The organism is Bacteroides sp. AM07-18, assembly GCF_003602695.1.
In the GTDB taxonomy this organism is placed as follows: Bacteria; Bacteroidota; Bacteroidia; order Bacteroidales; family Bacteroidaceae; genus Bacteroides; species Bacteroides uniformis.
Map to the genome: position 1 here is coordinate 1 of NZ_QTLM01000022.1, position 19,034 is coordinate 19,034.

The 19,034-nt window shown below is 42.0% G+C and carries 18 protein-coding genes; 4 read left to right on the plus strand and 14 right to left on the minus strand.

Annotation, left to right across the window (positions count from 1 at the left end):
• Positions 1–180: 180 nt before the first annotated feature.
• The 7 genes from DW096_RS18040 to DW096_RS19475 all read right to left on the minus strand — a co-directional run bounded on the left by DW096_RS18040 (position 181) and on the right by DW096_RS19475 (position 7,378).
• Positions 181–1,209 (minus strand): glycosyltransferase family 2 protein, encoded by a 1,029-nt coding sequence (locus tag DW096_RS18040; protein ID WP_117866164.1) that lies wholly within the window; start codon positions 1,207–1,209, stop codon positions 181–183.
• A gap of 6 nt (positions 1,210–1,215) precedes the next feature.
• Complete coding sequence (locus DW096_RS19750) at positions 1,216–1,488, minus strand: ATP-grasp fold amidoligase family protein (RefSeq protein WP_158589305.1); 273 nt, start codon at positions 1,486–1,488, stop codon at positions 1,216–1,218.
• A gap of 677 nt (positions 1,489–2,165) precedes the next feature.
• Positions 2,166–2,858, minus strand: a complete 693-nt coding sequence (locus DW096_RS19755; RefSeq protein WP_120028833.1) for an acyltransferase family protein — start codon at positions 2,856–2,858, stop codon at positions 2,166–2,168.
• Positions 2,855–3,826, minus strand: a complete 972-nt coding sequence (locus tag DW096_RS18060) for a glycosyltransferase family 2 protein (RefSeq protein WP_117866161.1) — start codon at positions 3,824–3,826, stop codon at positions 2,855–2,857. Before DW096_RS18060 ends, DW096_RS19755 begins: the two co-directional genes overlap by 4 nt.
• A 43-nt stretch (positions 3,827–3,869) precedes the next feature.
• Positions 3,870–5,336, minus strand: a complete 1,467-nt coding sequence (locus DW096_RS18065) for a lipopolysaccharide biosynthesis protein (RefSeq protein WP_120028834.1) — start codon at positions 5,334–5,336, stop codon at positions 3,870–3,872.
• Between the two features lie 113 nt (positions 5,337–5,449).
• Entirely contained in the window at positions 5,450–6,787 is a 1,338-nt protein-coding gene (locus DW096_RS18070) for a nucleotide sugar dehydrogenase (RefSeq protein WP_117866159.1), read from the minus strand.
• A gap of 435 nt (positions 6,788–7,222) precedes the next feature.
• Positions 7,223–7,378 (minus strand): hypothetical protein, encoded by a 156-nt coding sequence (locus DW096_RS19475; protein WP_005828011.1) that lies wholly within the window; start codon positions 7,376–7,378, stop codon positions 7,223–7,225.
• A 140-nt stretch (positions 7,379–7,518) separates the two neighbouring features.
• Between DW096_RS19475 and DW096_RS18075 the strand changes: the two genes are divergently transcribed.
• On the plus strand, positions 7,519–9,615 hold the full coding sequence (locus DW096_RS18075; RefSeq protein ID WP_117962782.1) for a BT4734/BF3469 family protein: 2,097 nt from the start codon (positions 7,519–7,521) through the stop codon (positions 9,613–9,615).
• Positions 9,616–9,620: 5 nt separating this feature from the next.
• Here the strand turns inward: DW096_RS18075 and DW096_RS18080 are convergent, their stop codons facing one another.
• Positions 9,621–9,872 carry a DUF4248 domain-containing protein gene (locus DW096_RS18080; RefSeq protein WP_005828017.1) on the minus strand — a complete coding sequence of 84 codons (252 nt, stop codon included), beginning with the start codon at positions 9,870–9,872 and terminating at the stop codon, positions 9,621–9,623.
• A gap of 284 nt (positions 9,873–10,156) precedes the next feature.
• Between DW096_RS18080 and DW096_RS18085 the strand changes: the two genes are divergently transcribed.
• The 3 genes from DW096_RS18085 (at position 10,157) to DW096_RS18090 (ending at position 11,366) form a co-directional block, all read left to right on the plus strand.
• Positions 10,157–10,696 (plus strand): hypothetical protein, encoded by a 540-nt coding sequence (locus DW096_RS18085; protein ID WP_005828019.1) that lies wholly within the window; start codon positions 10,157–10,159, stop codon positions 10,694–10,696.
• Between the two features lie 84 nt (positions 10,697–10,780).
• Positions 10,781–10,894, plus strand: coding sequence for a smalltalk protein (locus DW096_RS19335; protein ID WP_005828021.1), 114 nt, complete (start codon positions 10,781–10,783; stop codon positions 10,892–10,894).
• Positions 10,895–10,898: 4 nt separating this feature from the next.
• Positions 10,899–11,366: an N-acetylmuramoyl-L-alanine amidase gene (locus tag DW096_RS18090; RefSeq protein ID WP_057281280.1), complete on the plus strand. Its 468-nt coding sequence runs from the start codon at positions 10,899–10,901 to the stop codon at positions 11,364–11,366.
• Here the strand turns inward: DW096_RS18090 and DW096_RS18095 are convergent.
• From DW096_RS18095 to DW096_RS18120, 6 genes are all read right to left on the minus strand, one after another.
• Positions 11,344–12,198 (minus strand): DUF4435 domain-containing protein, encoded by an 855-nt coding sequence (locus DW096_RS18095; RefSeq protein ID WP_057281279.1) that lies wholly within the window; start codon positions 12,196–12,198, stop codon positions 11,344–11,346. The two genes, DW096_RS18090 and DW096_RS18095, sit on opposite strands and share 23 nt — an antisense overlap.
• A gap of 3 nt (positions 12,199–12,201) precedes the next feature.
• Positions 12,202–12,987, minus strand: a complete 786-nt coding sequence (locus DW096_RS18100) for an AAA family ATPase (protein ID WP_064774928.1) — start codon at positions 12,985–12,987, stop codon at positions 12,202–12,204.
• 64 nt (positions 12,988–13,051) lie between these two features.
• Positions 13,052–13,597, minus strand: a complete 546-nt coding sequence (locus tag DW096_RS18105) for a UpxY family transcription antiterminator (protein WP_057281277.1) — start codon at positions 13,595–13,597, stop codon at positions 13,052–13,054.
• 299 nt (positions 13,598–13,896) lie between these two features.
• Positions 13,897–16,290: a polysaccharide biosynthesis tyrosine autokinase gene (locus tag DW096_RS18110; protein WP_008663076.1), complete on the minus strand. Its 2,394-nt coding sequence runs from the start codon at positions 16,288–16,290 to the stop codon at positions 13,897–13,899.
• 16 nt (positions 16,291–16,306) lie between these two features.
• Positions 16,307–17,134 (minus strand): polysaccharide biosynthesis/export family protein, encoded by an 828-nt coding sequence (locus tag DW096_RS18115; protein ID WP_118930917.1) that lies wholly within the window; start codon positions 17,132–17,134, stop codon positions 16,307–16,309.
• A gap of 38 nt (positions 17,135–17,172) precedes the next feature.
• Entirely contained in the window at positions 17,173–18,576 is a 1,404-nt protein-coding gene (locus tag DW096_RS18120) for an undecaprenyl-phosphate glucose phosphotransferase (RefSeq protein ID WP_057253254.1), read from the minus strand.
• Positions 18,577–19,034 lie beyond the last annotated feature (458 nt).

Genomic DNA, 19,034 nt, shown 5'->3' on the forward strand with positions numbered 1-19,034 from the left:
AAAAAATATTTTATAATAGTGTTGCGGAATTAAGGTTTAAAGAAATATCCGGCTATAAAGAAGAATATAGCCAAATGATATTGGTTGACAAAAATTTCCCAAAACGACGAGTTTACGCAATGCCCTATCACTACGCTGATGATAGCAATTCCCTTTATAATAGAGAATGTAGGGTTATGTTCATTCTTGAAAACCATACAGTTTATCGTAACTCTTTATGTCCATGTATTTTTCGTTCATCAATAATTCCCATTTTTGCATATTTCTTGCATTGAGTCTTTTAATCTTCGGGAAAAGCAACTTTATAGCTTTGGGCGAGATATAAGCACAGGCAAGTGCTCTTATCGCATACCATTTGCGAACCTTGATCCATGGAATATTTACGAAGGCTTTCATAGTAGTTACATCAGTTGCGAAAATGCGTATAAATTTCAATAAATAGCATTCAAGATCTTTGTCGTATTTTTCCAATTGCCCGACATCTAATGATAATAATATTTTTTTTATCAGATGAAGATGACTTTTCAAGTGCTGCTTGCTGCTGATCTTACTGCTAATACTGCCGTTAGTTTTAAAAATACGATAAAAATAATCCGGCTTAGTATCAGCGTAAGCGTATTTACATCCTTTCAACAATGCCTGTATGTTAAAGTCGGAATCTTGCATGGAAAGTAAATTTTCATCCCATTCGAGTTTTCGCTCTTTATATGACAACACCCTATAAATATTAGTCCATCCTACCATCGGCAAAGTCCAATTTAATAAAGCCTTTAAGGTGTCATCAAACAGCTGGTAGCCATAAACATAGTGATACTTATGGTCTTCGCAAACCATAAGAGCCGGGAAAATGGCAAAGTCTAAGTCTTTATGTAAATCCATGTAAGAAACCCTTTGCTCAAAACAATAAGGAGCGATAAGATCATCGGCATCGAAAAAGATAACATATTCAGAATCGCTCGCTAAACTCAGCCCCATGTTTCTGCACGTTTGCGCACCTTTGGGCAGGCGATTCCTTAAATGATATGCAATACGTTGGTCTTTTTTACTAAAACCTTTGACAACTACTGCCGTGTTGTCCGTGGAATGATCGTCAATTAGCAAAAGACGCCAATCTTGAAAACTCTGGTTCAAGATACAATTTAATAGTTGCGCGATGTATTTTTCGCAATTCCAGCATGGAACTACCACTGTTAGTTTGGGTGTGTGCATTTTAATTTATATTTTTACTTTTTGAACCATCAAGATAAGGAACTTCTTCGTGAAGTATGTCATACGTCCGGCAGTTGATGTGAAGGTTAATTCTCCAAAATACACATGCCCGTCTATTTTATAGAAATCAACTCTAACGACCTTGAAAGGTTCAGAAAGTTTGCGTGCGTATTCTATCATATCAGCGAGCTTTGAAGGCTGTGGTACCATATGATTATTCTTGTAATCAGGCGATATGTATCGGTCTAAATTTTCCCATTTTAAAGAGAATAGATTCAACTCCCTCTCTCTTGGGGGTAATATTTTTCTGCAATAATTAATGGTTTAATATTCAGATAATGAGGTTTTGCTGTCATTTTACCGAATTTCCGGTGTAGTTTTTTTTGAGTATATGATTAATGTGTTTTTTATCAATGTTCATCTTGTCATGAACAAGGATTGTGTCCAATTAATATGTTTATGAAAAATTTCATAATACAAATAATCCGCCAGCTTTTAAGGATTATATATTGAGTAAAACTTCTTGATGTAATAACGATATTCCCTTCTGACCTTTTGGGGCATATTCTGTAACTTCATCTTTCTTTATTATTGTAAATTTACGCTAAACTAATCAACCTATAAATAGAATATTGAGCCATTTTTGAATCCTGCCATTCGTAGTGTTCAAGTTGCGTATCAATTGCTCTTGCAAAAAAACTATGAGAAACGCTGCGCTCATAGCGATAGCAAACTTAGCCATATAATGCATGTCACTGTTTGTATATGTAAAAAATTCCACAAACGGAATATGCCAAAAATATATCCAAATAGTATGTGAGCCAATGTATTTAAAAAAAGTGCTTACTTTACCCTCTAACATGCCATTTATTTTTCGTTCTATAGATTTTCTTCTCATCCATAATATGCTAATTATTGCAATAGCGAATGAGGAATAATATATTTGAGGAGGATATTTATATGCACTTGTCACAATGAATTGGTGCGAAGTAGAATAATAGTAAAATGCAATAATGGTAAATATCAACAATCCAGATCGTTGTATTGTGTAATATATTTTTACCCCCCCCCGTTTTAACAGTAACCATGCCTAATATGAAAAATATGGAATAGGGTATTATTTGCGCAAAAATATTCCACAGAAGAAAATCTGTATTGATATACCTAAGCGTTATTTCATAGCAAACGTAAACAAGTGTTAATTGTGTGGCTATTTTCTTAGAACTGTTGATGAAATTAATATATTTTTTAAATAAAGGTGCCAATAAAGCAATCAGAAAAAATACCCTTATTATCCAAACAAACCAATAAGTATAGAAGATGCTATTGAAAAGCAGGAATTTGGCCATAAAATTGGATGAAAGAAATGACAGAACGCACCCATATCCCCATATGAATATCCACGCAGGAAGTATCAGACGCTTGAAGCGCTTCCAGCAATAAGAACCATAAGATTCGTTTTTAGAACTTAATGCATATGACACTCCTGAAAGGAAAACCATCATAGGTACATTAAATTCTGTCAACTGACATACAAAATTACTATCAGGATGACAATGTATAAGAATAATGGCAATTAGAGCAAAGCTACGTAGTATATCAATACTGTTATCTCTAGTTTTAGTGGCAGAACTTATTATCGTTTTCATTTAATAGTTTTTTTCTTTCCTTTTTTCAAGCCCTTAGCTTTTCTATAGCACCATGAATATATCCGATAAATAAATTTATATTGGCAAAACCAAAGAAATCGTCTGTCTATATATCGATACAAAGGTTCCTTCCCATAAGTAGCTATAAATGTTTTTAAAGCTTGATACTCTTCGTGTTGAAAAGATCGTGACGGGTTAAAGAAGTTGCTTACACACGTTGCTTTTTTTAGCAATTTTGCATAGTTCCATTGAGGGTCATCCCCTAAAATCATACGATTAATCTTACCTATCCGAAGTCCATATTCATCAGACATTGATATTGTATTCATCACTCCATTAGGATTCTCGCAATAAACATATGTGCATTCATTTATTATTTTAGCTTGAGATATATGCTTACCAATATACAGATTCGTAGTAAAATCTTCACCGATTGTAAGCTTGTTTTTAATGCACAAATTAAATATATAATCGTCTAATAGGTTTCTACAAAATAAAGAACCGCACATATATGCATCAAGATCTCCTAAAAAAATTTGCTCTATAAACTCTTTTGAGGTCAAAGATTTAGTCTGATACTCATTCTTCCCTTTGCGAGGCGTAGCGTTATTAACGCATACCACACCTTTCACTATGTCGCAGCCATTGCCAATTTCAGCAGCCATTACTTCCAAAGAATAAGGAGGAAGCAAATCATCTGAGTCAAGAAAAGCGACATACGCTCCATCGCTATGGTGCAAGCCAGTTAATCTTGCCCCGTGAGCACCGCGATTTTCTTGCTCCACCACGATGATACGCCTATCTTGTTCTGCCATTTTCCGGCAAACAACCACCGAATCATCGGGGCTGCCGTCAATCACTAAAATTAATTCCCAATGAGTATATGTTTGAGAAATAACCGAACGCACTGTACGCTCAATAAACTTCTCAGCCTTATAAATAGGTACGATTACTGATATTTTTTCCATCAAATACTATTCTTTTACTTTTTAAATTATCATCAACCTTTTTTTATTTAGGTGTTTTTTCAGCCATACCAATAGACCTTTTTGATTTTACTATTTCAATGAGGTCATTATAATTTTCATCATTTGTAAGAATAGATATGCCTATATAACTAATTATGCCAATAAAACTACCTAAAATGAACTGATAATAATAATTTGAAGTTAAGAACATAGGTATTGAACATAACAATCCCATAGCCCATGCTTTTGCAAGCAGAGGAATAATACACTTCATTTGTTCCCAAAAGCCTAATTGAATAAATTTGCCTGTATAATAACAGTTAACACTATAGGCTATTAAGCCGTAAAAAGCACGGCCAAAGCACAACCACCAAAGACCAAAGGGAATTGTCGTAAATAAAATAGACAAACCTATTATACGATTAACTATGTCCAATTTTAATATAAGGTCAGTTCGTCCTTTTACATACAAAATATTCAAATTAACACGAGTCAACGGATCAAACATATAGCCAAATGCTAATACTTGTAATAAAGGAACACAAAAAATCCATTTTTCACCTATCAATAGAACAATAAAAGGTTCTGCGAGCACAATTAGTCCTACTAAAATGGGATGAATAATATATATAGGAAGCCGCAGAATTTTTTGATAGCTTCGTCGTAAACGGTTTGTATCATCTTGTACTTTGCACATTAATGGATATGCAACTTTCATCACAACACTTATCAATGTACTGGACGGTAAATCAGCGAATTGATTAGCACGATTGTAGTGTCCCACTTCCGTTGGAGTAAAAACACGACCAATAACCAATGTATATAGATTATTATAAATACTAAATAAAAATCCGGACACTAATACCTTGCTCCCAAAATTAAACAGATAGTGGAAAGACTTCCTTGAGAAAACAAACATTGGTATCCATCTTGTATATATTTCAACGAATAAGACTCTTAGCAAACAGGCTGAGACTTGTTGGAATACAAGCGACCAAACTCCAAATCCAACATAAGCCAAGACAATCCCTATGATTCCGGAAATGAGATATGAAGTGATATTTATAATTGAAGAGGCTTTAAATTTAAGTTCTACAGACAGCTTGGCGTTTTGCGAAATAATTAGAGAATTAAATACAAAACCTAACGAAATAACCTTGATTACATCTGTAAGCTCAGCTGTATGATAAAAAACGGCAATATGTGGTGCCGCTATAAACAATATTGCATACAAAAACAATCCAACAATTACATTAAAATAAAAACAAGTTGAATAATCGACCTCATTCCTATCTTTTTTTTGAATCAATGCGCTGCCAAAACCACTGTCGAGAATTGATTGCGCCAAATCGGTAAATATAACGGTCATGCCCACAATCCCAAACATTGACGGTTCAAGAATACGGGCGATTATTATTCCGATTATTAATCTAAGAAATTGGTGACCAAACCGTTCCATAGCTGTCCATAACATTCCGGAAACGGCACTGCTCCTTAAAGATGCTTTCATTATCCCAAGATTTCTATTTAGATTGTAAGTACTCAATTTAGGGTATCCTTCTTTGAAAGGGCTCTTTAGAGTGTCCTAAAAATGAGTATGGCTAAAAATTCAATTGATTTTACTCAGTCCCTCCTGAAAATATCCCTCGTATAAATCTTCTCCTTCACATCCTCCAAACAAGCATCATATCGATTGGCTATTATCGCATGGCTCTGCTTCTTGAACTTGTCCAGATTATTCACCACCCGGTTGCCGAAGAACGTGCTTCCATCTTCCAGTGTCGGTTCGTAGATGATAATCTCTGCCCCTTTTGCCTTTATCCGTTTCATTACACCTTGAATGGATGATTGTCGGAAATTATCCGAATTGGACTTCATCGTCAAGCGATATACGCCAATTACAACTTGCTTTTCTTTTGCAACATCATAATTACCTTCTGCATAACTATAGTAACCGGCTTTCTGCAATACACGGTCAGCAATGAAATCCTTGCGTGTGCGATTGCTTTCCACAATGGCGGTCATCATGTTTTGGGGGACGCGGTCGTAATTGGCAAGGAGTTGCTTTGTATCTTTAGGTAAACAATAGCCGCCGTAACCGAAAGAGGGGTTGTTGTAGTGTGTGCCGATACGTGGGTCGAGACATACTCCGTTGATGATGGCTGCGGTATCAAGCCCTTTCATTTCGGCATACGTGTCGAGTTCGTTGAAATAGCTGACACGCAGGGCAAGGTAGGTATTGGCGAAAAGTTTTACGGCTTCGGCTTCTTTCATACCCATAAATAGGGTATCTATGTTCTCTTTAACAGCACCTTGTTGGAGCAATGCTGCGAAAATTTTGGCATATTCTTCCGCATTGGGATTGCTGATGGCATTTATAGCTGTATTTTCTTCTGTAAATTCTGTTCCTTCAATAATTTTAGGATAACCTACTATGATGCGAGAAGGATAAAGGTTATCGTAAAGTGCTTTACTCTCACGCAAAAATTCCGGAGAAAAGAGCAGGTTGAATTTCTTGCCTTCCAGTTCCGGATTGTGAAGGAATTGTTGTGCATATTTTATATAGAGTGAACGGGTATACCCCACGGGGATGGTTGATTTGATGATCATTACCGCATCCGGATTTACGCTGATGACGAGGTCTATCACATCTTCGATATGATGGGTGTCGAAGAAGTTCTTCACCGGGTCGTAGTTGGTAGGAGCGGCAATAACGACGTAGTCCGCATCTTTGTAGGCTGCCTTGCCGTCCAGAGTAGCAGTTAGGTCAAGCTCCTTTTCTGCCAAATACTTCTCTATATATTCATCCTGAATGGGTGATTTCTTGTTGTTGATAAGTTCTACTTTATTAGGGATTATATCGACAGCAGTGACATGGTTGTGCTGTGCAAGCAAAGTTGCAATACTCAGACCTACATAGCCGGTACCTGCAACGGCAATATTATATTGTTTCATAATCATGATTATATTTTATATGGAATAGCTGCTTACTTTCTCTAATATCTATACCATAAAATTCACAGATTCTTGTAGGTAATTTTTCTTTTCAATTTCTGTCAATTTATGTAATCAGTGGTAAGCCGAAATGACACCTGTGTCACCCCTTAAACATAAATACCCGTTACGCGCGCGAGACAAATTATCAATATGCACAGACCTGTATCGTTTGTGTGTGATAAATATTAGCCTAATAGGGAGTATTGGAAAAAGGGTGCCACAAGTGTCAAGGTTGCAAGTGAAGTTAAGGCTTCAGGACTCCGGTATGGATTCTGTAGTTCCTCAAATCACTCTCCAGGCAATCTGCCACCTCTTTCTCAAAACTCTCCCTTTCTTGGTCTGTTTTCGGGAACGACCTCCAGAAATGCGTTATGGCATGTATCTGGTTGATGTTGTTGCTCAGCCCTTTTTTAAAAGGTTGTAGGTTCTGGTACTCATCATCGTTGCTTGGGCGATGGTCTCGTTGGTCAGATGTCTGCCGTTAACGAGCTGTTCTTTCTGGCATTTGCTCAGAAAGGCTCCGAATGCCGGTGTCACCGGCTCTTTCTTTGTCATGTTGACTCTTTTAATTGTTAAACAATAATAAAAACAAGCGAAATCATTTCCATGTAGTGGAAACGACCGGACTTGTGTATCTGGGCACTTATGCGTTCCTTCGCGTCGTAATTTTAAACATAAACAAAAATCAGTAAATTATGGAACACCGCAATATCAGCCTTTTCAGAGGCTATTCGGACACAGAATCAGTAGAAACTTCTCTTGAAGAAATAGTCAACATCATTAAATGCGACGCTGCCCTGCGAGACCGCACCGAGAAACATCGCTACTACTTGCAGCAAGACCTGCGTAGGGATGCCGACCGCGAGAAGTCCGGCTGTCCCTGCTTCGCTGTTGCCGTCTGCTTTGAAGGTGGGAAGACCCGCGAACATATCTGTGCCTGGACCGGCTATACCTTGGTCGACCTGGACCATATCGCTCCCGAGCGGATGGCTGCCACACTGACATTGATTTGTGCCGACAAGTATACATTGATGGCCTACACCACTATCAGCGGTCATGGCATCCGTATCATCTGCCGCATCGATGACCTGAACGGAGCGGAAAAGGGAAAAGCCTTCCGGCAATACGCCAAGTATTTCAATCAAGTCAACGACTACTATTCCTGCCTGGTGGGCTTCGAAAGCGACGGGCAGTGCAAGAATGCTACCCGTATCAGTGGACTGGCTTCCGACCCTCATGTATATTACAATCCCAGTGCCGCTTCTTTTGTTTTGCAAGATAGTCCGATTGCTCCCCAACCGCAGGATAGCGCTTCCGAAGCTGTGCCGACAAAGCGCAACAAACGTTTGGAGAAGGTGGTGAAAGCTGCCGAACGCCTGCTGGAAGAGGAGGGAGTGAGTTATTGTGAACATCATCATAACGAATATGTGATGCGCATGGGGTATCTGCTCAACCAGTACGGAGTGGCCCGGAAGACAGCCGCCGCTTGGGCAGCGGAGCACTTTCCTGACTATGACGGGGATGTGGCAACTGTCATCGGCTCCTGCTACGCGAATACCGGGGAGCATGGCACCCGCTCCCTTGTCCGCAGGGGAGAGGGCGATGAAAAGTTTGCCACGGTGGCAGATATCGAGCAGTTCCTTTCCGAACAGGCGAAGTTCCGCAAAAATACGGTGAGTGGCAAGTTCGAAGTCCTGATGACCGACTGCGGAGAGGAGTATGCGGAGCTGACCGACCGCTACGTCAACACGTTGTGGAGCCGCATGAACAAGGCAGGGATGCTTGCCCGCATTGCGGACATACGTTCCGTGCTCGATTCGGAGTACACACCGCTTTTCAATCCCTTTGTAGCCTATCTGGAGGGGCTGCCTGCTTGGGACGGTACTACTGACCCTATTGCTCGTCTGGCTGCCGGCGTACATGTGAAGGACGACCAGAAGCTTTTCGGCATCTACTTCAAGAAGTGGCTGGTGGCCACCATTGCTTCGCTGCTCGATACTAAGGTGGTGAATCATGAGATTCTGGTCTTCATCGGTAAGCAGGGCATCTACAAGACTACCTGGATGCAGCGTCTGCTTCCTGTCGAACTTCAGCGTTATTTTTATGTGAAAAGCAACAGCCGGCGCGTCAGCAAGGACGACCTTTTTACGCTGACCGAGTTTGCACTGGTATGCCTTGAAGAGCTGGAGGAGATGACCTCTGCCCAGGTCAGCCAGTTGAAGGCCATCACCGGCATGACAGACGTGAACGAGCGTGCCGCCTACGGACACTTCAAGGAGAGCCGTCCGCATATTGCCAGCTTCTGTGGCACGAGCAACAACGTCACCTTCCTCAACGACCTCAGTGGCAACCGCCGTTGGCTTCCCTTCGAGGTGGATTCCATAGACAGTCCTTTCGATTATCCCATAGACTATGCCGGAGTGTATGCGCAAGGCTATGCCCTCTGGAAGAGCGGCTTTCACTACTGGTTTGAGCAGGAGGAGATTGATGCCGTGAATCTTCATAACCGTTATTTTGAGGTGCCCTGCCTGGAGCGTGAGCTCGTTCAGGTGTACTATCGCCGCCCCATGCCGGGCGAGGAGTGTATGTTCTTGACCAATGCCCAGATACTGGGACATATCAACATAGGTATCCGGCAACCCTTGAGTCCCACGCGCCTCGGTCTGGTGATGAAGCAGGAGGGCTATGAGGCTGTCCGTTCCGGTGGCCGTCGTGGTTATCGGGTGGTCGAGCTGAAAGGGGATGAAATCTACCGCAACCAATGCGCCATGGCGCGCTATGTGGGGGATTGATTCTTTCACGGTTTTCCTAAATACCTGAATATAAGTTCCACCTGCAGGGAGGTGAATATTTTCTGGGAGCCTTTGTAGCCGGTATGCCGCAGGGCTTCGTCCAGTTCCAAATTCAGCTTCATCCATTTGGACAAGCGGTTGAGTGCGGATGCCGGTGAAATGGTGGGGGCGTATGCCTCTGCCAGTTCACGTTTGTAATAGGGGCGGACGGGCCACTCTTTGCCGGGGATATTTTCGTAGTCTTCAACGTACTTCATAAACAATGCTTTAACTGGTTATTACACTGTAAATGTACGGAATTTTTTCTGTATACCCATTGCCGGAACCCGGTATAATCTTACCTAATCTCACATTTTCCCACATCCCTTCATATCACTTCACCGCATCTCTTATTCTGCCCGGAGGTACGTCGTATCTTTGTTCTGTCAGACGATGAAGGGTGAAGATTAGTAATCGTGACGCGCGAAGATTAGTAATCGTAAGCCCCTGGGATTAGTATCGTCTCCCTATCTTTTAATTTTTAACTTATAATTTTTAATTTATGATTAACTACAGTATCGTGATGCGTGGCAATCCTACCGATAAGACGGTTGCCAAAAAAGCGTACGCAAGTGCGCAGTATTCGGAAGTGATGGACATCAACCGCTTTGCCGAGCATATAGCCAGTCATGGCTGCGTGTACAAGCGTTCGGATATCGTTGCCATCCTCACCATGTCCGTGGATTGCATGCGGGAGCAGTTGCTGGCCGGACAAAAAATCCAGTTGGGCGACCTGGGGAGTTTCTACATCAGCATCAACAGTATCGGCGCGGCTTCTGCCAAGGAGTTCAATCCTGCCATCCATATCCGTAGGCTGAATGTGAACTGGACCTGTGGCCAGCGTTTTGGAGAGCTGCTGGAGGAGGCGGAATTCAATCTGGTGGCAACCCGAAGTGCAGCCCGTGCCGTGGTGAAAGCCCTGAAGGCCGGAAAGACTACCGTGGACCTGACCGGAGCCACTGGCGGGGGTGAAGATGCCGGTGGAGGCAGCAACCCGGGAGGCGGTTCGGACGGAGACCAGGGGGAAAATCCGTTAGGATAGAAGGCTAATGTGCTAATTGGCTGCGCTTTAGCATGTTAAAAATCCAGATAACCATATTATTTAATTCCTTAATTGCAAATTGTTATGAGTGAGAAAACAAAATCAAAATCTGTATGGGGCATTGTCCTCAAAGTGATTATTACCGTGGCCACTACATTGGCCGGAGTGTTTGGTCTGACTTCCTGCATCAACCGTTAGCCGGATGAAGGCAGGCAGTTTCTATCAGAACTATCGGGAGGTACGCCTCCTGGTAGTTCATTGCAGCGCTACGCGTTGTGACCGCCATTTTTCGGTGGAGGCGCTTCGCCGCAGTCATTTGGCACGGGGCTTTGCCGATATCGGCTATCATTTCTACATCACCCGTGACGGTGAGGTGCATATTTGTCGTCCGGTCCATCAGATTGGAGCTCATGCCACCGGTTGGAATGACAAGAGTATCGGCATTTGCTATGAAGGCGGGCTCAACGAAGAAGGTTCTCCCGCCGATACACGTACGTATGCACAGAAATGTTCCTTGCTCGACTTGCTCCGGCAGTTGAAGACGGACTATCCCCTTGCCCGGATTTTAGGGCATCGGCAACTCAGTGCATCCATCCATAAGGCTTGTCCTTGCTTTGATGCAAAGGGGGAATATGGGGGGATAATCACTAATCACCCAGCATTGCGGTAATATCTTCCCGTATTTTGTCTATTTCCCAATATCCTATGGTCTGCAGACCTTCTAATATAACATCTTTCTCAAAGTTTATATTCGAGCGATGGCAAAAGTAGTCTCCTATTGATTTTATCAGTGTATAGATGGTATGGCCTTTTATATGCAGATATGTATTTTTTTCATTCAGACCTAACTGTTGAAAGTATACTTTATCTTGTACATTGACATACGGGAAGTTGTCTGTTTTTATTTTACGAAGAATGCCTTTCCCGTTTTCTGCTAATTCTTTATTGTTGCATTGTCGTGGGATAGGTTCATCAAAACGCCTTAAAGAAAAGTCTTCTTTGAACCCTCGTTTCCTCATTGTCAGAAGATGCAGGAAACTTGTATAGGTGGCACACGAAAATTCATTGATGAAATATAGAAAACTGAAACCCTGCGCTTTCTCCGGACATTTGCTTTTCCATGATTTTTCTAACTTTTCAGCGTAACAATAATGGTTTTCCCATGAATAACTATATGTTTGCAAGATAAAATGAGCACTGTCTATCCCTTGTTCCCGAGATAGATGCCTCAAATCGCTGTCTATACAGATAAAAAAATTACGGGAAAGATGATTTTTGTATTTTAAACATTGCTTACACCCCTTTGAATCGTTCCCTAACTCACTTTTACTGAAATAAATGTAGTTGTACTTTCCGGGACGGCATTCTTGTAACATGGTGTCCCAAAACATCTCGTCTTTTTCATTTTCCAAGTGGACGGAAGCTCTATATGTTTTGTCAAGAATGGGAATATTGGCAAAATATTCGGCTTGCATCTCAAAAGCAGATACTGATTCCGGCATGGCTTACTTTATTATATCTTCCATATAAACAACTTTATCTCCCCAGCCGGCTCCAAACATACTTGGTGAATGGGTAGCAATAATGATTTGACAAGAAGGGTTAATCTGTCGTATTCGGTCGATAATTTCTCTTTGCCATCGGATATGCAATGAGATTTCCGGTTCATCCATAAAAATGATGGCAGGTTTCTTTTCCTGCAAGAAGACTTTTAACAAAATTAGCAGTAATTGTTTTTCGCCGGATGATAATTGCTCCAAATGGAGTGTATTCTCATTTTGGTGGAATATCAATGTACTGTTGTTCCCTTTGGAAATACTGATTGTTTTACCCGTATCCTGGAATAATTCATTGATGATACCAAACAATTCATCTATATTTTGTTGTATCTCGTTTGCTTTATCGCGAAAATCCAGCATTTTCATCCGATAATTGAAAAATGAGATGCCTTCCTTGTTTTGAAAGACCACATTGTTCAGTTCTTCCATCAATGGACTTCCTGATTTACGTTTATTGGCTAAAGGGGTATCGAATGTACGGAGATATACCAGCGGATAAACTTCTGTGCTGAGAGGGGTGCTTTGAATATCTTGATATTGATATTTTTTTAGTTCTTTTGCATCATTGGTATAATAAGCATACATGATATCCATGAGCGTAGTTTTTCCACTGCCATTGATTCCAACCAATACATTTACATCTGAATTGATGGTTGTCCACTCCACTTCTTTATACCCCCACAATCCTTGTAAGGAAAATGATTTTATATATGTTTTATGAGAATCCTTCATAATTTTTCCACTTATCATCAGCAAATATATGGAAAGTTATTGAGACTTATGTTTTTTATGCATTTTAATTTTTAACTTTTAGTTTTTCCACGTATCCTATCGGCATGTCCACATGTGCGCAGCCCAGCATATCCAGCCGGACTGCCACTTTGCTTTTTCCTCCTATCATGACCAGTTCTCCCTCCAATCCGGCAAGGGGGCCTTTTATTACTTTCACGGCATCACCTGCTGCCAGAGGTGTACTGCAAATCTCTACAGCCTCCGGGCTATAGTCCAGCATAAAGCGGAAACGTTCCATCTGTTCCTCGGGAATGACGGCGGGACGGCTTTCACCGCGCAATACCATGTATCGACTGATAGCTTGTAAGGTAAGCGGCAGGGGGCGTTCCTGCGGAGTGACATGCACGAAAATCATCATCGGGATGACCAGGCGGTCCACTTTCTTGCGCCGGTCGCTCCATTGGCGTATTTCGCTTTGTATGGGTAAGTAATATTCCACTCCCATAGCTTTCAGCCGTTCGGCAGTCTTCTTTTCCAGACAAGACTGCACGTATGCCACCAGCCATTGGCGACGAGGAATAATATGAGGGGTGATATCAGTATGGCTCATCTGAATTTTTTTTAATAAGGTGTTCCGGAACAGCGCTCTGCCTGCCGGAACACCAAACAAACAAAACAAACAAAATAAATCCGGGTACAAAGAACAGCGATGCACTTTGCATGACGCCCCAGACTTATAGGAATATGCTGAATAAAGTATTTCTATGGTCTATAAATAGTTGAGGTTCGGGCGCGCTACGCGGTCGCCTGTCACATTGGAGGGGCGGGGTTAATTAAAAATTAGAAATTAGAAATTAAAAATTAGACACTCGATTATTTACTCTCAACTCTTAATAGCTAGTCGCTAACTCAACTGTATCCGTATTTCTTACCGTAGCCGTAATACTTTCCGTATTTACCATAGCCGTAGTAATAACCGTATTTTTTCTTCTTCATATCGATTCCGTTGACTACTGTGCATAAGTTGGGGAGACGATGATGCTCCTGAAGCTCGTTGATGAGCTGGTAATCGGTCTTATGCGTATAATCTGCACGACAGACGTAGATGCTGGCGTCCGCTACGCGCGAAAGGATGAGCGTGTCGGTCACCATGCCGATAGGGGCTGTATCCAGTACGATATAGTCATATTCTTTGCGTAATGTACTGATGGTGTCTTCCAGTGACTGGCGTGCCAGTAGTTCCGTAGGATTGGGTGGGATGGGACCGCCCAATAGCAGGTCGAGGTTGGAAGTTATGCCGGAAGGCTGTATCAGCGCATGAAGGTCTGTGGATTTGGGGGCGGCAAGGTATTGGGTGATTCCTTTTTCTTTGTGTGAAAGATGGAACAACTTGTTCAATCCCGGTTTGCGTATATCCAATCCTACCAGAATGACCTTTTTGCCGAGCAGCGCCAGACTGAGGGCGAGGTTGGAAGCTATGAAAGTCTTGCCTTCACCGCTTATGGTGGAGGTAACCAGGACGACTTTCTTATCCGGATCGCCCATCATGAAGAGCAGGTTGGTGCGCAGGCTGCGGAAGGTTTCCGTCATGATGTCGTTGTCGTTTTCGCGTACGGCAATGGCAGACTCTTCATGCTTGTTTGAACCGGTAAGGGGGATGTCACCGATAATGGGAACCTTTGTGAGCTTTTCCACATCGGTATGCCCTTCAATGCGGAAACGGAGCAGGTTCAATAGGAAAATGATGCCCAAGGGAATGCCGATGCCGATGACAAAGGCAATCATATAGATTTTTTTGCCTTGGGGAGAAACGATGCCGGCAGGCATGGGCTCTTCGATAATGCGTCCATTGTTGGCGGTTGCAGCCAGTGTGATGGCGTTTTCCTCGCGTTTCTGCAGCAGCATGATGTAGAGGGTGGCCTTGATTTCCTGCTGGCGTGCGATACTCATGAACTCCTGCTCCTGCTTGGGGGCGTTGCTGATGCGGCTTTCGTACTTGCGCGACTGTCGGTCGATGTTGCTCCGGGTGATTTGCAGGCCTTTCAAAACACTGTTTACGGTGGTTTTCACATTGTGGCGCATGGCCTCGATCCCCGTGTTCAGATTGATGATGGCGGGATTGCTTTCGGAGGAGGTACGTAGCAGGCGCTTACGCTCCACGATGAGATTGTTGTACTTGTCTATGGCGGAGGTCAGGTTCATGTCGCTCAGTCCTACGTTGGCAGGGATGATCTCGTCGTTGTTTGCAGGATTGTTGATGTAGTCGCGCAGATAGTTCACGAGGTTGATTTGGGTGGCGTTCTCTGCATATTGCTGTTCGTACTTGGAACTTTCCTGAAGGGCAAGCTGCGCGTCGCTGCTGATGTCGGTCAGTCCGGCGCGTTGCTTGAATTCCGCCAGTTCGGTTTCTGTGGTGCCCAGTTCGTGGTTGATGATGCTGATACGTTCCTCGATGAAGTCGGCGCTTTTCTGGGCCACTTCATTCTTTTCGGTGTTGGTGTCCTGATTATAGAGTATTATCAGTTCTTGGGTGAAATCGGAGGCTCGTTGTATATGGGTGTTTTGTACACTGATGGTGGCAATGGTACTGGTATTGGATATGGGGGCTACGGTCAGACCTGCCCTATAGCCTGCTGCTGCGGCAGTGGGGGTACTGATGATAGCCTTCAGATTGACGGGCTCTTGCGGAGCAGGCAATGAATCATTGTGCGAAATGGTGATGACACCTACCGGGAGTGGTAGAATGGCAGGTAGTTCGTCGAAAGATTTGGTCGTTTCTTGCTTGTCTCCGTTTTGTATATAAAAGGCTGTGACAGTCAGTTGGCCGGTAGGGGAGTATATCAGTTCCAGCCGAATGTTCCCTTCCAGTTTGTCAGCTTCCTCGGCGGTCATGAACACATCAAGAGGGGAGTTTTTGTAAAGTGGAACATCGTAGCCGAAAGATTGTTCGATGGCGATGTTGGTATAAAGGTTCAGACGTGACACGACTTTCTTGATGAGTGTCCTTGATTTCAGAATTTCCAGCTCATTGTCAAAGTTGCTGGTCATGGAAAGCATACCAAAATCCTGCATGGCAGACAGTGCATTGTTGGTACTTTTCTTGTCGTCTTCTTTAATTAGGATAGAAGATGACACTTCGTAGACAGGTATTTGGTAACGGAGATAAGCAAAGGCCAGGCCAGTGCATATCAATACGCTTGCCACAAACCAGGGCCAATGAATGATGTATTTGAAAAAGAGGGCTTGGAAATCTGTTTTTTCCTCTTTTTCGTTTAAAAGGTCATCGTATAAATCTTCTTTCATTTTTTGAGGATTAAAATTATCTTACAATGTTGACAATCAGACTTGCGAGTGAAACAAGGGAAGTAATCACAGAAACCCAGATAGTGGTACTGTTACTGACGCTTGCACTCTTTGCCTTGGTTTTATTTGGAGCTATATAAAGGATATCATTCTGCTGCATGTAGTAGTAGGGAGAATGAAGAATATTCTGCTCGTTCAAGTTTAGGCTGATGACATTTCGCTGGCCGTTACAGTTTTCGCGGATGAGCTTGACGTTGTTTCGTATACCGTAAATGGTCATGTCGCCTGCCATGGCAAGCGCCTCGAAAATATTCACTTTCTCATTATTGATAGTGAAAGTTCCGGGACTGTTCACTTCACCGAGGACAGAAATTTTGTAGTTGGACATACGTACAGTGACAATAGGTATTTCTTTGAGATAAGGACGAAGCTGTTCACGGATAAGGTTCTCGGCTGCATTTTTAGTTAAGCCCCCTACTTTCAGTCTGCCTATCACGGGGAAGTCTATCTCACCTGCATTGTCTACGAGATATTGTTGCAGAGCTGGTTGCGATGTAGTGCTGGCATTGGATTGTGCTATATTATTATAGGTCTGCATGGTCAGGTTGAACGGTGCGGCAGCTTGCGGATCAGTGGTGTTTATGGTGATATTCAGCAAGTCTTTAGGTTGGATATGCGCATCGTAGAGGGTATCCTGCTGGTTGACTTCATTGATGACGATTTCCTTATAACTCTTATCTGTAAGTGATTTGTAACTTTGTAGATAAGGTACTTTTTTGTAAGATTGGCAGCTTGCCAATGTAATTGCCGCCATCAAGATGGCTATACTTTTCTTGTTTTTCATTACTGCTCCTTTTAATTTTTGATTTTCAATTTTAATTCTCAATACGCTTCTTTCTCGCCTTGAATGGCGTTTCTGATTGTCTTGTATATAATGTATAAATCCAATAGAAAAGTCCAGTGTTCCAGATACCATACATCGCGCTGTACACGTCCTTCCATTTGCCAGAGTTCTTTGGTCTCACCACGGTAGCCGGTGACTTGGGCCCAACCGGTGATGCCGGGCTTTACCAGATGTCTGACCATATATTTGTCGATAAGGCGTGAATATTCTTCAGTGTGTTTCAGCATATGGGGGCGTGGCCCTACAACGGACATTTGCCCCAGTAACACATTGAAAAATTGGGGAAGTTCGTCAATGCTGGCTTTACGGATGAAATCTCCGATTTTTGTTTTGCGCGGGTCATTGGCGGTGGCTTGTAGTTCGTCACTGTCTATGTTGACACGCATCGAACGGAATTTGTAACACCAGAATTCATTTCCATTCTCTCCGCTTCGTTTTTGTTTGAAGAAGATAGGACCGGGGGAGGATAGCTTGATAGCGGTACCTATGATGATGTAGACGAAGGGGAATACTGTACACAGAAAAACGAGGGAGAAAAAGAGGTCGAAGGCTCTTTTCAGTAGGCGATTTTCCATTTGTGCCAAAGGTTCCTCGCGGATAGTGAGTACGGGGATATTGCCAAACATCTCGAAGTGCATGCGACGATGCAGGTAATTGCGAATATTAGGTACACTATAGAAACGAATCAAGTGATTTTCGCAATAATTGATGATTGGAAGTATTTCATGGCTACGTGCAGAAGGCAAGCAGCAATAGACTTGTTCTATATGGTGTTGCTGTAAATAAGTGACAACTTCTTTAGGCTGCCCTAAATAGGGGACATCTTCGGGAAAATCATCAGAAGGTACATCACAGAAATAGCCGGTAATGCGGAAGCCCGTGGTGGGATCTCCGGTCATTTCTTGATAGAGTTCTGTCATGTTTTTGTTACTGCCGATTAAAATGACGGTACGTGAGTTACCTCCATGTTCTCGATATTTTTTCAGTAAATACCGGAAAAGAAGGCGATATATAGCGAGGCAGATAAAGAAAATACTATAAAAGCATGTAAAAAAACGGAGTGAACTGGTACCTATATCTGCTAAAGTAGCCAAGCTGATGAACAGCGTGGCGTGAAAAGTTGTATTACGGAGAGCCCGACGTACAATGCGTTCCGGACGTACAATACGTTCATGCAGTACGACGCCATTGGAGTAATTGCAAAGTAGATAGACTAGATTCAATAATACCAATAGCTGGGACAATGAATGTGTAAATTCATTGCCCAGTGTTTGGTAGTCAAAAATGTGATATAGCGAGATGAAAATGATGTTCAGTAAGCATAAGTCACCAAAGATAATGACGAACTTAATCACTTTATTGAAATGGAGAACTTGTTTCATAATTCACACTAATTCAATAGCTTTTTTCTTTCTCAATGGTATTGAAAGAGAAAAAACTGTTCATTCTTGTTTGTTTAATAATTCTCTTACTTACAAGGTAATGGATACCAATACTCTCTTACTTACAAGGTAAGAGGTGGTATTTTATTTGGAGAATAATCTTATAAACCAGCCATTAAAAGGTATTTTACATTAAAAGACTATATATGTAATTAAAATGTAAAACGATATTTTATCTCATAATTAAATTTAATTTTTGAATTCAAAATGGGGGCTTTTATGTAAATATATAAGACTGAAATACAAGTGGCTGCAATGTGTCTTATATCTATATATGAGATAAATATGAATTAAAAAATAAATCTATTTTTTTGCGATTGTAGTAATCTTTTTCATATCTTTGCAGCCACAAAACATATTCTCTTACCTTGTAAGTAAGAGAATAAAATTGGATAATA

Excerpts from the sequence above, each read along its gene's own strand:
- DW096_RS18040 (WP_117866164.1), bottom strand. The coding sequence starts at position 1,209 with ATGCACACACCCAAACTAACAGTGGTAGTTCCATGCTGGAATTGCGAA.
- DW096_RS19755 (WP_120028833.1), bottom strand. The coding sequence starts at position 2,858 with ATGAAAACGATAATAAGTTCTGCCACTAAAACTAGAGATAACAGTATT.
- DW096_RS18060 (WP_117866161.1), bottom strand. The coding sequence starts at position 3,826 with ATGGAAAAAATATCAGTAATCGTACCTATTTATAAGGCTGAGAAGTTT.
- DW096_RS18065 (WP_120028834.1), bottom strand. The coding sequence starts at position 5,336 with ATGAAAGCATCTTTAAGGAGCAGTGCCGTTTCCGGAATGTTATGGACA.
- DW096_RS18070 (WP_117866159.1), bottom strand. The coding sequence starts at position 6,787 with ATGATTATGAAACAATATAATATTGCCGTTGCAGGTACCGGCTATGTA.
- DW096_RS19475 (WP_005828011.1), bottom strand. The coding sequence starts at position 7,378 with ATGACAAAGAAAGAGCCGGTGACACCGGCATTCGGAGCCTTTCTGAGC.
- DW096_RS18075 (WP_117962782.1), top strand. The coding sequence starts at position 7,519 with ATGGAACACCGCAATATCAGCCTTTTCAGAGGCTATTCGGACACAGAA.
- DW096_RS18080 (WP_005828017.1), bottom strand. The coding sequence starts at position 9,872 with ATGAAGTACGTTGAAGACTACGAAAATATCCCCGGCAAAGAGTGGCCC.
- DW096_RS18085 (WP_005828019.1), top strand. The coding sequence starts at position 10,157 with ATGATTAACTACAGTATCGTGATGCGTGGCAATCCTACCGATAAGACG.
- DW096_RS19335 (WP_005828021.1), top strand. The coding sequence starts at position 10,781 with ATGAGTGAGAAAACAAAATCAAAATCTGTATGGGGCATTGTCCTCAAA.
- DW096_RS18090 (WP_057281280.1), top strand. The coding sequence starts at position 10,899 with ATGAAGGCAGGCAGTTTCTATCAGAACTATCGGGAGGTACGCCTCCTG.
- DW096_RS18095 (WP_057281279.1), bottom strand. The coding sequence starts at position 12,198 with ATGCCGGAATCAGTATCTGCTTTTGAGATGCAAGCCGAATATTTTGCC.
- DW096_RS18100 (WP_064774928.1), bottom strand. The coding sequence starts at position 12,987 with ATGAAGGATTCTCATAAAACATATATAAAATCATTTTCCTTACAAGGA.
- DW096_RS18105 (WP_057281277.1), bottom strand. The coding sequence starts at position 13,597 with ATGAGCCATACTGATATCACCCCTCATATTATTCCTCGTCGCCAATGG.
- DW096_RS18110 (WP_008663076.1), bottom strand. The coding sequence starts at position 16,290 with ATGAAAGAAGATTTATACGATGACCTTTTAAACGAAAAAGAGGAAAAA.
- DW096_RS18115 (WP_118930917.1), bottom strand. The coding sequence starts at position 17,134 with ATGAAAAACAAGAAAAGTATAGCCATCTTGATGGCGGCAATTACATTG.
- DW096_RS18120 (WP_057253254.1), bottom strand. The coding sequence starts at position 18,576 with ATGAAACAAGTTCTCCATTTCAATAAAGTGATTAAGTTCGTCATTATC.